Below are 13364 nucleotides of genomic sequence, written 5' to 3' on the forward strand. Positions count from 1 at the left end.
CGGGGCATTGTAGAGCAGTACGCAGCCGGGCCTTTACTGCAGCGCTGCGTTCAGTTCATCCCGAAAGTCGCGGGCGGCCGTACGGGCAGCGGCCACGTCCAGCCCGGCCGCGTACTGCACGCCACGGCTGGCGCTGACCAGGGCACCCGTGCCGCCCGCGTGGAACGCCCCGGCCAGGTCACTCGCTTTGGCTCCCTGTGCGCCCAGCCCAGGCAGCAGCAGCAGCGCACGCGGCATCAGGGCGCGGAAGTGCGGCAGGTCAGCGGGGTGGGTCGCGCCTACCACTGCGCCCACGCTGGCGTATTCGCCGTCTTCCTCGGCACCGAGGCGGGCTACTTCAGCCGCCACCCGCTCGCTGATGCTCGTGCCGCCGCGTCCCTCACCCTGCAAGTCGGCCTGGTCAGGGTTGGAGGTCTTGACGAGTACGAATACGCCGCCGCCATTTTCCCGCGCTGCCTGCACGAAGGGTTGCAGCGTCTGGAAGCCCAAAAACGGATTGACCGTCAGCGCTGCGCCCGCGTGCCGCCCGGTCAGCCAGCCCTGGGCATAGGCTTCGGCGGTAGAGCCGATGTCACCACGCTTGGCATCCAAAATCACGGGCAAGCCCAGCAAACGGGCCGCCGCGCAGACCTCTTCCAGAATCTGCATCCCTTCCAAGCCCAGCGCCTCGTAAAAGGCCAGTTGCGGCTTGACAGCGGCAGCGTAGGGCGCAGTGGCTTCCAGCACGTCCAGCGTGTGCTGGCGCAGGTGCGCCGCGTCCTGATACTCGCTCAGGCGAGGGTCAAGGCCCACACACAGGCGGGTATTCAGCGTGCGGGTGCGTTCGGTGACGGCGGCGGCGAATGGGGTTTGCATCGGGAACCAGTGTAAAGCCCTGGCCCGTCAGACTGTTTTAACCTGCCCTCGCTAGCCTGCCCGCATGACCCCACGCACTCTAGCGCTGTCTCTGGCTGCCGCCCTGTTGCTGACGGGCTGCACCGCGCCCAGGGCTGATACCCAGCCCGCGCAGCAATCCACCGCCACGCCCACGCCAACGCCCCAAGCCGAAGCAAACGTTCAGGCAGAGGCTCTTGCCACCACGTTGGGCGGCTCATGGACATTGTGGGCGGGCAACTTGCGAATTGACGTGGATGCACCTGCTCAGGTAGAGGCGGGAGATTTGGCCTCTATCCCTGTGACTTATACGAACGCAGGCACGGAGCCGCTTGAACTGACAGACCCTTTTCAATGCAGCATTGTGCATGGCGTTGTAGACGCAGCAACAGGCCAAGTGCCAGAGCCTTCGCAGACCTACGCTTGTACCTCTGAGGGGCCCAAAATCATCCGCCTCAACCCGAACGAGAAGCATGCGGGCAATGTCAAACCCGTCATTGCTGGGTTTCCAGCAGGCGAATATCTCTTGCCTGTAGGCTGGTTTGGTGAAATGCGGCATTACGGAGCGGTAGGAGACGACTGGCAGGAATATGCCGCTTACCCGCTTACGCCTGTGCCGCCAGAAGTGCGTTTTGAAATCCACTAGCGCCGTAGCCCCAGCAGTTCAGTGGAGAGCGGAGTAAAAAAAGTCGGTACGCCCCCACACATCTCGCTTTTCCTCCCGCATGGCTCCCCTATCATGCGGGGATATGACACCAAACGACACGAGCCAAACGCTTCCCGCGTTGCCCCAGCCCGGTACACAGCTAGGCCGCTACCACGCCGAAGAAATTCACGACCTGCCCGAAATGCAGGGCACGCTGGTGCTGCTGCGCCATGCGAACGGCGCACGCCACGCCCACGTTCAACGCGAGGACGACAATCTTGCCTTCGGGGTGACCTTCCCCACCGTGCCCAAAGACAGCAGCGGCGTAGCCCACATCCTGGAACATAACGTGCTGATGGGATCGCAAAAATACCCCATCGCCGACCCCTTTTTCACCATGATTCCGCGCTCGCTCAGTACCTTCATGAATGCAATGACGGCTGCGGACTGGACCACCTATCCCTTTTCCACGCGCAACCGCAGCGACTTTTTCAATCTGCTGTCGGTATACCTAGACGCGACCTTTTTCCCGCTGCTGCGCCGCGAAAGCTTCTTGCAAGACGGCTGGCGGCTGGAGCATGAGCAGGCAGACGACCCCAGCAGCCCCCTCAAACTGGGCGGCGTGGTGTACAACGAGATGAAAGGCGCGATGGCGACCCCCGGCAGCGTGTTGTACCGCGCGTTCGGGAAGGCGCTGTATCCCGACCTCACCTACGCCAACAACTCGGGCGGCCACCCCGCCGACATTCCGAGCCTCAGCTACGAGGACATGAAAGCCTTTCACGCCGCGCATTATCACCCGTCCAACGCCTACTTTTACAGCTACGGCAACATGCCACTGGAAGACGTGCTGGACGTGATTGAGCGTGAGGTGATGAGCCGATTTCAGGCGCAGACGCTGGATGTCGCCATTCCCGACCAGCCCAATTTCGATGCGCCGCGCCGCACGGAAGTGTTCTACGCGGGCAGCGACCTGGAGCGCGGCTCGCAGGTGGCGGTGGGGTGGAAGCTGGGCTACACCGCCGACCCCCGCGAGAATCTGCGCTGGAGCGTGCTGAGCGATGTCTTGCTGGGCAACCCCGCCGCGCCGCTGCTGCAACTGCTGATTGACTCGGGCCTGGGCACCTCGCTGGCCGACGTGAGCGGCTACCGCGACAACTACCGCGAGGGAGCCTTCGGCGCGGGCCTCAGCGGGCTGCCACTGGGTCAGACCGAGGCGGTGGAACGGCTGGTGCTGGACACCATCGCGCAGATTGCCGAAACGGGCCTGGACCCCGAGCTGATTGAAAGCAGCCTGCACGGCTTTGAGCTGCACAGCCGTGAGGTGAGCAACGCGGGCTTTCCCTACGGCCTGGGCGTGATGTTCGGCCTGCTGGGAGGTTGGATGAACGGCGGCCACCCGCTGCACGGCCTGCAACTGGAACCCGAACTGAGGCGCCTGCGGGCCGATCTGCAGGCAGGCCCCGTCTTCGAGCCGATGTTGCGTGACCTGCTCGCCAACCCGCACCGCGTCACCCTGACGCTAACCCCCGACCCCGCAATGGCCGAACGCCTGGAGGCCGAGGAGCGCGAGCTGGTGGGCCGCCTGAGCGCCGCGCTGGATGACACGGCCCGCGCTCAGATTCTGGAAGACAGCCGCCTGCTGGAGGCGTGGCAAGCTCAGGCGGCCGACCCTACCGTGCTGCCCTCGCTGGGGCTGGATGACGTGACCCGCACCCTCCCCCGCCCCAACTACCACGAGGAGCGGGTAGGCGGCGCGACACTGGGCCGCATCCCACAGCCGACGGGCGGGCTGGACTATCTGGATGTGCAGGCGCGGTTGCCCGAGCTGAGCGCCGCACAGCTCGAAGCGCTGCCGCTCTACGCCTCGGCCCTCACCAAATCGGGCGCGGGCGAGCGGGACTATCTGGCGCTGGCCCGCCGCATTGAAGCGGTGACGGGCGGCATTGGGGCCAGCATCGGCGTAGGCCACGGCCCCGATACGCTGGACACGGTGCAGCTGTCCCTGACGCTGGGCGGCAAAGCTTTGGCCCGCAACGGTGAAGCGCTGAGCGACCTGCTGCATGACCTGCTGGCCGAGCCTCAATTCACCGAAGCGCGGCTACGTCAGATTCTGAATCAGCGTTACATCTCCCTCAAAAACAGTGTGGTGGGCGCTGGAAATGCCTACGCCGAGCGCCTCGCTGCGGCACAGGTGAGCCGCGCCGGAGCTTTGCAGGAAACCCTCAGCGGCCTGAGCAGTCTGGAACGGCTCAAGACACTGACAGGTGAGGGCAGCGACTTGAGCGGCTTGCTGGAAACCTTCGGGCAAATTACCGCACTGCTGCCGCGCAGTGAAGCGCTGCTGGCCCTGACTGCTACGCCTGACGATGTGGAGCTGAGGGTGGATGAGCTGGGTCAAATATTCGCCGCTGGTGGGCAACCCGCGCAGCCGGACGTGACCCTGCTGGCCCGCCAGCCGCAAGCCAGAATCACCGACTCGCCTGTATCGTTCAACGCGGTGGCTTGGGAAACCGTGCCATTTACCCACCCCGACAGCCCCGCGCTGCTGGTGCTGACGCGCTTGCTCCGCAGCGAATACTTGCTGGGCGAAATTCGTGAGAAAGGCGGTGCCTACGGCGCAGGAGCCAGCCTGGACACCCGCGCTGGGGTCTTCACCATGAGCAGCTACCGCGACCCCGAACTGGCCCGCACCTTCGAGGTCTTCGCCCGCGTGCCCGAGTTCCTGAACGGCGGCACACTGAAGGCCAGCCACCTCACTGAAGCCATCCTGGGAGCCAGCAAGGCGCTTGACCCGCTTACCAGCCCCGACACGGTGGGCCGCATGCGCTTCTTTGGCGACCACGCGGGCTTTACCACCGAAATCAAGGAAGCGTACCTGGCAAGGCTGCTGGAAGTCACCCTGGACGACGTGAACCGCGTGGCGGGGGCGTATCTCACGCCTGAAGCGGCAGCCTACGCCACCGTGACGGGCCGCGACCCCGAACGCGAAGGCGGCTTCGAGTGGGCGGTCAAGGAGATTTGAGGCGGACTCTCTGCTGAACACTTGACGAAGGAGAGCGGTTCAGTCGCCGCTCTCCTTTTCTTGCCTATGCTACGGGCATGAACTGGCAGGACACCCTCTTTCCCCTGCTTTTTTGATGTGAGAGAATTGGACGCAGCACATATGAGATAAACCCGCAGACGCATCTACCTACAGGCTGGGAATAAAACGAAAGGAAGCCAGACTCCGCAAAGTTGGCTTCCTGCTGTACTGGTCTGAACGGCGAATCAGCCGCGCAGCGCGTAGCCCACGCCGCGCACGGTGCGCAGCAGGCCGTAGCCGTCCAGGTCACGCAGCTTGGCGCGCAGGTTCGCCATGTGCACGTCCACCACGTTGCTGCCTTCGGGAAGGCGGCCCTGCCAGATTTCCTGGCCGATTTCCTGGCGCGAGTACACCCGTCCCGGCTGGCGAATCAGCAGGCTGAGAATGTCGAATTCCTTGGGACTCAGGCGCAGTTCCTCGCCCTTGTAGGTCGCCAGGCGCTTTTGGGGGTCCAGGGTCAGGTCGCCCATGCTGAGGCTCTCGGTCACGCGCTGGCGCAGCTGCACCTTGACGCGGGCCAGCAGCTCGTCGGGGTGGAACGGCTTGATGATGTAGTCGTCGGCGCCCAGGCCCAGCAGCCGGACCTTCTCGTCCACCGTGTCACGGGCCGTCAGCACGATGATGGGCACGGCGCTGTTCTTGCGCAGGCGCTGCACCACATCGCCGCCGTCGAAGTCGGGCAGGCCCAGGTCCAGAATGATCAGGTCCGGGTTGTCTTCGCGGGCCTTGATCAGGCCAGTCATCGCCACGTCAGCGTGATCCACCTCGTACCCGGCGTCGGTCAGGTCAAGTTTCAGGACGTTGGCGATGTCTAAGTCGTCCTCGATGATCAAGATGTGATGTTCGCTCATTGCCCCGCATCATAACGCTTCCCTAAAGAAGGGCGCACTTGACCTGCCCGCCGTCTGCAAGGTTGCTCAGTCAGCCGCGTGACCATGCGTGTGCTTCAGGACTTGAGCAGCGGCGCCGGTGACCAGCAGTGCAGCGCCCGTAAATACCGACTCGCACCAATTCTCAGACGCCTAGACGCTGCCCCGGGTCCGGCGCCTTCAGCCCTTACCCAGGCCAGATGCACCCGCCCGCAGCGGCGGGCTGTGGTAGCGTAAGAGCACTGCGGCAGCGCCTGATTTCCTGTGGGATTCCTCTTTACGTTTCCACGGACTTACGGGTCTCCGCCCACCAGTTTTATGCTCTTTACTCCCGCCCTCTTTCCTGTCTCCGGCCCGGACCGCCGGACCTGAATCGCATGCTGGACGGGCCCTGATAGGCACCGACCACTGCACCGGTCACAGAACAAATGTCGCGCCAGCTTCCCCGGCGCTCAAGGAGAACCATGAACAACAACGCTACAGGCGAGGCCCCAGCAGGGGCGCACCTCCAGGTCATTCCGCTGGGCGGGATGGGCGAAATCGGCAAGAACATCACCGCCTACCGCTACGAAGATGAAATCCTGCTGGTCGATGGTGGCCTGGCCTTTCCCGACGCCACGCAGCCGGGCATTGACCTGATTATTCCCCGCATGGACTACCTGCTCCAGAACGCCGGCCTGATCAGGGGCTGGTATCTGACGCACGGCCACGAGGACCACATCGGCGGGCTGCCTTACCTGGTCGCCCGCCTGCCCAAGATTCCCATTTACGGCGGGGCCCTGACCCTGGGGCTGGTGCGCGAGAAGTTCCGGGAGTTCGGCATCAAGGACAGCGATGTGGACTTCCGCGAGGTGGAGGCCGGCGACCGGCTGAACATCGGCCGTCACTTTCAGCTGGACGTGTTCCGCATGACCCACTCCATCCCCGACAACACCGGCTACGTGCTGAAAACTCCGGTGGGTCAGGTGGTACATACCGGCGACTTCAAGCTGGACGAAGAACCCGGCGACGGCAAGCTCAGCGACCTGGCCCGGCTCAAGCAGGCCGGCGACGAGGGCGTGCTGCTGCTGCTGAGCGACTCCACCAACGCCGAGCGCCCGGGCCGCACCCCCAGCGAGGCCGAAATTGCCCGCAACCTCGAAGAAGTGATTGCCGGCTGCCGGGGCCGGGTGTTCCTGACCACCTTCGCCTCGCAGGTGCTGCGGCTGCAAAACATCCTGAACATCGCCCACAAACTGGGCCGCCGCGTGGTGATCGAGGGCCGCTCGATGCTCAAGTACACCCAGGTGGCGCAGGAGCTGGGGTTCATGGAAGCGCCCGAGCCGTTCCTGACCTCTGACCAGGTGGCGGGCCTCCAGGACTCTCAGGTGCTGTTCCTCTGCACCGGGTCGCAGGGCCAGCCGATGAGCGTGCTGAGCCGCCTCGCCTTCGGCAACCACGCCAAGATTGCCCTGAAGCGCGGCGACAGTGTGATCCTGTCGAGCAACCCGATTCCCGGCAACGAGGAAGCGGTGAACCTGGTCATCAACCACCTGTACGAAATCGGCACCGACGTGTACTACCCGCCCACCTACAAAGTTCACGCCTCGGGCCACGGCAGCCGCGACGAGCTGGCCGAGGTGCTGAACCTGGTGCGGCCCAAGTACTTCCTGCCCTGGCACGGCGAACCGCGCCACCAGATCAACCACGCCCGCTTGGCACAGACCCTGCCGCAGCCCCCGCAGCGCACCCTGATTGCCCGCAACGGCGATATCGTCCACCTGGAAGAGAACGAGTTCAAGGTGACCGGCACCGTGCCCGCCGGGGCCGTCTACGTGGACGGCCTGGGCGTGGGCGACATCGGCGACGACATCCTGATGGACCGCAGCGCCATGAGCCAAGACGGCATCATCGTGCTGACGGCGGTGCTGCATCCTACGCCGCATGTGGAAATCGTCTCACGCGGTTTTGCACGCGCCAATGCCGAGCTGGACGGCGAAATCCGCCGTGTGGCCCTGGAAGCCGTAACCGAGGGCCTGCGGGGCAAGCGCCGGCTGGAAGATGTTCGTGACGACATGTACGGTCAGGTGCGGCGCTTCGTGCGCAAGGCGACCGGGCGCAACCCGGTGCTGATTCCCCTGATCGTGGACTAAGCGGACCGAACGTCCCTATTCCCTAGAGACCCCAGAGGCCTGACCGTGGAAGATTCCGGGTCAGGCCTCTGGGGTCTCTAGTAGAGGCGGGTGGTCAGTCCTGCGCTTGCCCTTCAGCCAGAGTTGCCTCGGCCGGGTCTGCTTTGGCTGAGTCTACGTTGGCTGGGTCCGCTTTGGCCGGGGTCAGGAAGTCGGGGTGCCGGTACGCCGGGTCCGGGTAGGTGTAAAAGCCTTCACCCGTTCCCATGCCCAACAGGCCCCGGTCAATGCGGTCTTTGAGGTAGGCGGCGGCGGCAGCGCCACGGGGATCCCCCGCTTTTCCTCGGGCCTGATTGATGTGGTAGGCGGTGGTCAGTCCGACGATGTCGTAGGTGGCGAACGGTCCCAGCGGCGCTTTGGTGGCGATCATCCAGGTGCGGTCTACCGTGTGGGGGTCGGCCACTTCCCGCACCACCAGGTCCAGGGCCGCGTTCAGCCAGGGCACCAGCAGGCTGTTGAGGATGTAGCCGGGCTGCTCCTTGTACAGCGGCAGGGCCACCATGCCGATCTGCCCGGCGAACTCCACGATCTGCCCGAAGATTTCCGGGGACGTTGCCGGCGACCCCATCACCTCGGCGGTGTTGTTGCGCCAGATGCGGTTGGCGAAGTGCAGCGCCAGGAAACGGTCCGGGCGGCCGGTGGCCTCGGCGATATCGCTGGGCAGCAGCGTAGAAGAATTGGTCACGAAAATGGTGTCTGGCGCGGCTACCTCGGCCAGCTGACGGTAGAATTCGCGCTTGATTTCCAGATTCTCGGGCACCGCTTCGATCACCAGGTCGGCGCCCTGTACGGCCTGGGCCAGGTCGGTGTGATAGCTCAGGCGCGTCAGTCCGGCAGCGGTCTGCTCGGGCGTAGCACCCAGGTCGCGCTGAAGCTCGGCCGGCAGGCTTTCAATCTGCACCCGGCCACGTGCGATGGCCTCTTCACTGATGTCATACACCCGCACGTCAAAGCCGTGAAAGGCGCACTGGTAGGCGATTTGCCCGCCCAGCACGCCACTGCCACAAACGGTTACTGTCTTGATCATAGGACTTCCTCCTGCCCCTTATCTTGCTCCTCCGGCGGGCCGGCCGCCACCCCAGTTGCGCGGCCGGGCTACAGCACAGGGCTGTTCATGAAACTGTCAGGTCCAGTGCCAAACCTCATTTCTGCCCACCTTTAGGCGCAGTGGGCGTGCGATACTGGAGGGTATGAGTGTCATCCCCTACGTAATTGAACAGACCGGGCGCGGCGAGCGAACGTACGATATCTACTCGCGCCTGCTCAAAGACCGCATCATCTTTGTCGGCACTCCGGTGGAATCGCAGATGGCCAACTCCATCGTGGCCCAGCTGCTGCTGCTCGACAGCCAGAACCCCGAGCAGGAAATCCAGATGTACATCAATTGCCCCGGCGGCGAAGTGTACGCCGGCCTGGCCATCTACGACACCATGCAGTACGTGCGTGCGCCCATCAGCACCATCTGCGTGGGCATGGCGATGAGCATGGGCAGCGTGCTGCTGATGGCCGGCGACAAGGGCAAGCGCATGGCCCTGCCCAACAGCCGCATCATGATTCACCAGGGGTCGGCCGGATTCCGGGGCAACACCCCCGACCTGGAAGTGCAGGCCAAGGAAGTGCTGAGCCTGCGCGACAAGCTGGTCGAGATTTACCACAAGCACACCGACCTTCCCCACGACAAGTTGCTGCGCGACATGGAGCGCGACTATTTCATGTCGCCCGAAGAAGCCCAGCAGTACGGCCTGATTGACCAGGTCATCGAACGCACCCGCGAGGAGAACGCATGACCAAACCTGTGACCGGGGACCGCTGCTCGTTTTGCGGACGGCAGCACCCCCAGATCGCCCAGCTGATTGAAGCACCGGGGCGTACCGCCTTTATCTGCAACGAGTGCGCCGAGCGCGCCTCCGAGCTGGTCCGCCAGAACCTGAAAAAGGGCGCCGAGGAGTTTGACCTTTCCGAGCTGCCCAGCCCCAAGGAAATCAAGGCGTTCCTCGACGAGTTCGTGATTGGGCAGGACGAAGCCAAAAAAGCCCTGGCGGTGGCCGTGGTCAGCCACTATCAGCGCCTAAGCCACCCCGACGCCGGCCTGCAAAAGAGCAACATTCTGCTGATTGGTCCGACCGGCACCGGCAAGACGCTGCTGGCCCAGAGCCTGGCCGAGATGCTGGAAGTGCCGTTCGCCATTGCCGACGCCACCACCCTGACCGAAGCCGGCTACGTGGGCGACGACGTGGAGAACGTGATCGTGCGCCTGCTGCAGTCGGCCGACTACGACCCGCAGGCAGCCGAGCGCGGCATCATCTACGTGGACGAAATCGACAAGATTGCCCGCAAGTCCGAAGGGACCTCCATTACCCGCGACGTGTCGGGCGAAGGCGTGCAGCAGGCCCTGCTGAAAATTATTGAAGGCACCACCGCTCAGGTGCCGCCTCAGGGCGGACGCAAGCACCCCCAGCAGGAACTGGTGCAGGTGGACACCCGCAACATCCTGTTTATCGTGGGCGGCGCGTTCGACGGCATGGAAGACATTGCCCGCAGCCGCACCAACGTGCGCAGCGTGGGCTTTGGCGCTGAAGCCAAAGGCGAGGAGCATGAAGAAGTGCGCTTCATGCCCGAAGACCTGGTCAAGTTCGGCCTGATTCCCGAGTTCGTGGGCCGACTGCCGCTGGTCGTTCAGCTGCAGGACTTGGACGAAGAAGCCCTGGTCCGCATCCTCACCGAGCCACAGGGGGCTATCATCCGGCAGTATCAGGCGCTGTTCGGCTTTCAGGGAGTGGACCTTACCTTTACCGAAGAAGCCCTCCAGGAAGTGGCCAAACGCGCGCGCGAGCGCAAGACCGGGGCCCGTGGCCTGCGCGCCGTGCTGGAAAAGGCCATGACCGACCTGCTGTTCGAGCTGCCGCTGGAAGGGCTGACGGACCTGAAGTTCGAGGCGGAACATATCGACCACCCGATGCGGCTCCTTGAGTCTAAGGGACTCAAGAAGTCTGCTTAATCTTCAGTAAAATCGCAACTCGCGTTACAGCTTCGCCGCACCCCAGCTCCTAGACTGTCGGTCTACTTTGGAGCGGGGTGCCGCGCTGTAGAGTGCCCCGGTTTTTACTTGTCTTTTCCGCTTTATCTCCGCTGAAGGAGCGCCGAATGATCTGGGAACTTCCCGTAGTTGCACTGAGAAACATCGTCCTGATGCCGGGCATGACCATGAATGTGGACGTGGGCCGGCCCAAATCCAAACGCGCTGTGGACGAAGCCCAGGCGGCCGACCGCCGCGTGCTGATGCTGACCCAGCGCGAAGCCCGCACCGACGACCCGACCACTGCCGAGCTGTATGACACCGGCGTGCTGGGAGTCATCAAGCAGGTGGTGCGGATGCCCGACAACACCTATCAGGTGCTGATTGAGGCGCAGGAACGCGCCCGCGTGCTGGACGAGGTGCCCAGCTCCTACATGCGCGTGCGTGCCGAGACTTTCCAAGCATCTACCCCCGACGCCGAAGAAGCCCGGGTGCTGGACGTGCTGGTTAGTGAAATCAAGTCCAGCTTCGAGGAATACCAGCGCCAGAACAAGGGCCTGCGCCTGGACAACTATCAGCTGGAAAACCTCAAGGCACTCAGTGACGCCGCGCTGCTGGCCGACACCGTGACCCACCACGCCACCTGGGATGTGGAGGACAAGCAGGCCGTGCTGGCCGAAGCGGACCTGCGCCCCCGCCTGGAGAAAGTGCTGGGCCTGCTGGCCCGTGACCTGGAGCGCTTCAACCTGGACAAGAAGATTGCCGGGCGCGTCAAGGAGCAGATGGACAGCAACCAGCGCGAATACTATCTGCGTGAACAGATGAAAGCCATCGGGCAGGAGCTGGGCGGCGGCGAAGACGGCCCCGCCGAGGCCGAGGCCCTCAAGGAGCGCGTGGAGGCAGCCGGCATGCCCGCCAGCGTGAAGGAAAAGGCGCTCAAGGAAATTCAGCGCCTGGAACGCACTCCTGGCGGCAGTCCCGAGAGTACCGTGGTGCGCAACTACGTGGAGTGGTTGCTGGACCTCCCCTGGAGCAGCCGCGACGAAGAGGTTCTGGATATCGCCCGCACCGAGGATATCCTGAACGCCGATCACTACGCCCTGGGCGACGTGAAAGACCGCATTCTGGAATTCCTGGCGGTGCGCCAACTGACGCAGGTCCAGCAGAAGGAAGCGAGCAGCGAAGAGGATACGGCCACGGAGGGCGGAGACAGCAGCGAAACACCTGAGCGCAGCGCTGAGGAGCGGGTGGACGACGCCGAGCTGCGTGCGCCCATCCTGTGCCTGGTCGGCCCTCCTGGGGTGGGTAAGACCAGTCTCGGCAAAAGCATCGCCCGCAGCCTGAACCGCAAGTTCGTGCGGATGGCGCTGGGCGGCATGCGCGACGAAGCCGAAGTGCGCGGACACCGCCGCACCTACATCGGCTCCATGCCTGGGCGCATCATCCAGGGCATGAAGCAGGCGGGTGTGGTCAACCCCATCATCCTGCTCGACGAAATCGACAAGATGAGCAGCGACTGGCGCGGCGACCCTTCCAGCGCCATGCTGGAAGTGCTGGACCCCGAGCAGAACCACACTTTCCAGGACCACTACCTGGAAGTGCCGTACGACCTGTCGCAGGTGATGTTCATCACCACCGCCAACAGCCTCCAGACCATTCCCCGCCCGCTGCTGGACCGCATGGAAGTGATTCAGATTCCCGGCTACACGCAAGCCGAGAAGGTGGAAATTGCCCGGCGCTACCGCGTGCCCCGTCAGGTGAGGGCGCACGGACTGGAAGGCCGGCTGGACATCACCGACGCTGCGCTGAACCGCGTGGTGGAGGAATACACCGCCGAAAGCGGCGTGCGGAACCTGGACCGTCAGATCAGCCGACTGGCGCGGAAAGCTGCCCGCGAACTGCTGGAGCAGCCCTGGGAAGGCGTGCGAGTGATTGACGCCCCCCAGATTCCCGACTACCTCGGCGTGCCGCTGCACCGCCCCGACCGCATGGAAAAAGAACCGCAAGTGGGCGTGGCGCAGGGCCTGGCCTGGACCAGTGTGGGCGGCACCATGCTGCTGGTCGAAGCGCTCGCCACCCCCGGCAGCGGCAAAATCAACATGACGGGTTCGCTGGGCGACGTGATGAAGGAAAGCGTGGGCGCGGCCATCGCCTACCTGCGGGCACACGCTGCCGAGTACGGCGCGGACCCCGACTTCCACAAGAACATCGACCTACACGTGCACTTTCCCGACGGAGCCACCCCCAAGGACGGCCCGAGTGCGGGTATCACCATCACCACGGCAGTCATCAGCGCGATTACGGGCCGCCCGGTCCGTGCCGACGTGGCGATGACCGGCGAGATCAGCCTGCGGGGCCGTGTGCTGCCCATCGGCGGCGTCAAGGAAAAACTGCTGGCCGCGCACCAGGGTGGTATCCGCGAGGTGATCATTCCCAAGGACAACGAACCTCACCTGCAGGAAGTGCCCGAAAGCATTCTGAGCGACCTGACCGTGCATGCCGTGGAGCGCGTGTCGGAAGTGCTGGACCTGCTGCTGCTGCCGGGGCAGGAAGAACCCAACCTGGCCGCCGACCCAGTCGCGGCGCCCAAAGCGGAACGCCCGCAGGCCGGCGCTTAAGCTCCAGCGTTCACATAGAGAACTGCCTCCCCGCTGCAAGACGGGGAGGCAGTTTTTGAATTCAACGGAGCAAGTGCTTAAGGCCC

General features: G+C 64.2%; 9 protein-coding genes. 6 read left to right on the forward strand and 3 right to left on the reverse strand.

Features of this window, described 5'->3' with window-relative positions; genetic code table 11:
• Positions 1–33: 33 nt before the first annotated feature.
• On the reverse strand, positions 34–855 hold the full coding sequence (gene pyrF / locus DEIPR_RS06590; RefSeq protein WP_013615062.1) for an orotidine-5'-phosphate decarboxylase: 822 nt from the start codon (positions 853–855) through the stop codon (positions 34–36).
• Between the two features lie 64 nt (positions 856–919).
• On the opposite strand from pyrF, the gene DEIPR_RS13930 reads away from it, so the two are divergent.
• Positions 920–1519 (forward strand): hypothetical protein, encoded by a 600-nt coding sequence (locus tag DEIPR_RS13930; protein ID WP_013615063.1) that lies wholly within the window; start codon positions 920–922, stop codon positions 1517–1519.
• A 103-nt stretch (positions 1520–1622) separates the two neighbouring features.
• On the forward strand, positions 1623–4544 hold the full coding sequence (locus tag DEIPR_RS06600; RefSeq protein ID WP_013615064.1) for an insulinase family protein: 2922 nt from the start codon (positions 1623–1625) through the stop codon (positions 4542–4544).
• A gap of 245 nt (positions 4545–4789) precedes the next feature.
• On the opposite strand, the gene DEIPR_RS06605 is transcribed toward DEIPR_RS06600, so the two are convergent.
• Entirely contained in the window at positions 4790–5455 is a 666-nt protein-coding gene (locus tag DEIPR_RS06605; RefSeq protein ID WP_013615065.1) for a response regulator transcription factor, read from the reverse strand.
• Positions 5456–5937: 482 nt separating this feature from the next.
• Here DEIPR_RS06605 and DEIPR_RS06610 point away from each other — a divergent pair, with 482 nt between their 5' ends.
• Positions 5938–7605 (forward strand): ribonuclease J, encoded by a 1668-nt coding sequence (locus DEIPR_RS06610; RefSeq protein WP_013615066.1) that lies wholly within the window; start codon positions 5938–5940, stop codon positions 7603–7605.
• A 94-nt stretch (positions 7606–7699) separates the two neighbouring features.
• Here DEIPR_RS06610 and DEIPR_RS06615 read toward each other — a convergent pair whose 3' ends face one another.
• Positions 7700–8671, reverse strand: a complete 972-nt coding sequence (locus DEIPR_RS06615; protein ID WP_013615067.1) for a 3-hydroxyacyl-CoA dehydrogenase — start codon at positions 8669–8671, stop codon at positions 7700–7702.
• Positions 8672–8825: 154 nt separating this feature from the next.
• On the opposite strand from DEIPR_RS06615, the gene clpP reads away from it, so the two are divergent.
• The 3 genes from clpP to lon all read left to right on the forward strand — a co-directional run bounded on the left by clpP (position 8826) and on the right by lon (position 13278).
• A complete protein-coding gene (gene clpP / locus DEIPR_RS06620; protein ID WP_148231798.1) occupies positions 8826–9431 on the forward strand; it encodes an ATP-dependent Clp protease proteolytic subunit in 606 nt (201 codons plus the stop codon).
• The gene (clpX, locus tag DEIPR_RS06625) at positions 9428–10642 is read left to right on the forward strand and encodes an ATP-dependent Clp protease ATP-binding subunit ClpX (RefSeq protein ID WP_013615069.1); all 1215 of its coding nucleotides are present in this window, start codon (positions 9428–9430) and stop codon (positions 10640–10642) included. The genes clpP and clpX overlap by 4 nt, the downstream gene beginning before the upstream one ends.
• Before the next feature lie 146 nt (positions 10643–10788).
• A complete protein-coding gene (gene lon / locus DEIPR_RS06630; protein WP_013615070.1) occupies positions 10789–13278 on the forward strand; it encodes an endopeptidase La in 2490 nt (829 codons plus the stop codon).
• Positions 13279–13364: the final 86 nt, after the last annotated feature.

The sequence above is a fragment of the Deinococcus proteolyticus MRP genome (assembly GCF_000190555.1).
Lineage (GTDB): Bacteria > Deinococcota > Deinococci > Deinococcales > Deinococcaceae > Deinococcus > Deinococcus proteolyticus.

Bases quoted from the DNA above. Each gene is read 5' to 3' on its own strand.
- pyrF (WP_013615062.1), bottom strand. From the start codon at position 855: ATGCAAACCCCATTCGCCGCCGCCGTCACCGAACGCACCCGCACGCTG.
- DEIPR_RS13930 (WP_013615063.1), top strand. From the start codon at position 920: ATGACCCCACGCACTCTAGCGCTGTCTCTGGCTGCCGCCCTGTTGCTG.
- DEIPR_RS06600 (WP_013615064.1), top strand. From the start codon at position 1,623: ATGACACCAAACGACACGAGCCAAACGCTTCCCGCGTTGCCCCAGCCC.
- DEIPR_RS06605 (WP_013615065.1), bottom strand. From the start codon at position 5,455: ATGAGCGAACATCACATCTTGATCATCGAGGACGACTTAGACATCGCC.
- DEIPR_RS06610 (WP_013615066.1), top strand. From the start codon at position 5,938: ATGAACAACAACGCTACAGGCGAGGCCCCAGCAGGGGCGCACCTCCAG.
- DEIPR_RS06615 (WP_013615067.1), bottom strand. From the start codon at position 8,671: ATGATCAAGACAGTAACCGTTTGTGGCAGTGGCGTGCTGGGCGGGCAA.
- clpX (WP_013615069.1), top strand. From the start codon at position 9,428: ATGACCAAACCTGTGACCGGGGACCGCTGCTCGTTTTGCGGACGGCAG.
- lon (WP_013615070.1), top strand. From the start codon at position 10,789: ATGATCTGGGAACTTCCCGTAGTTGCACTGAGAAACATCGTCCTGATG.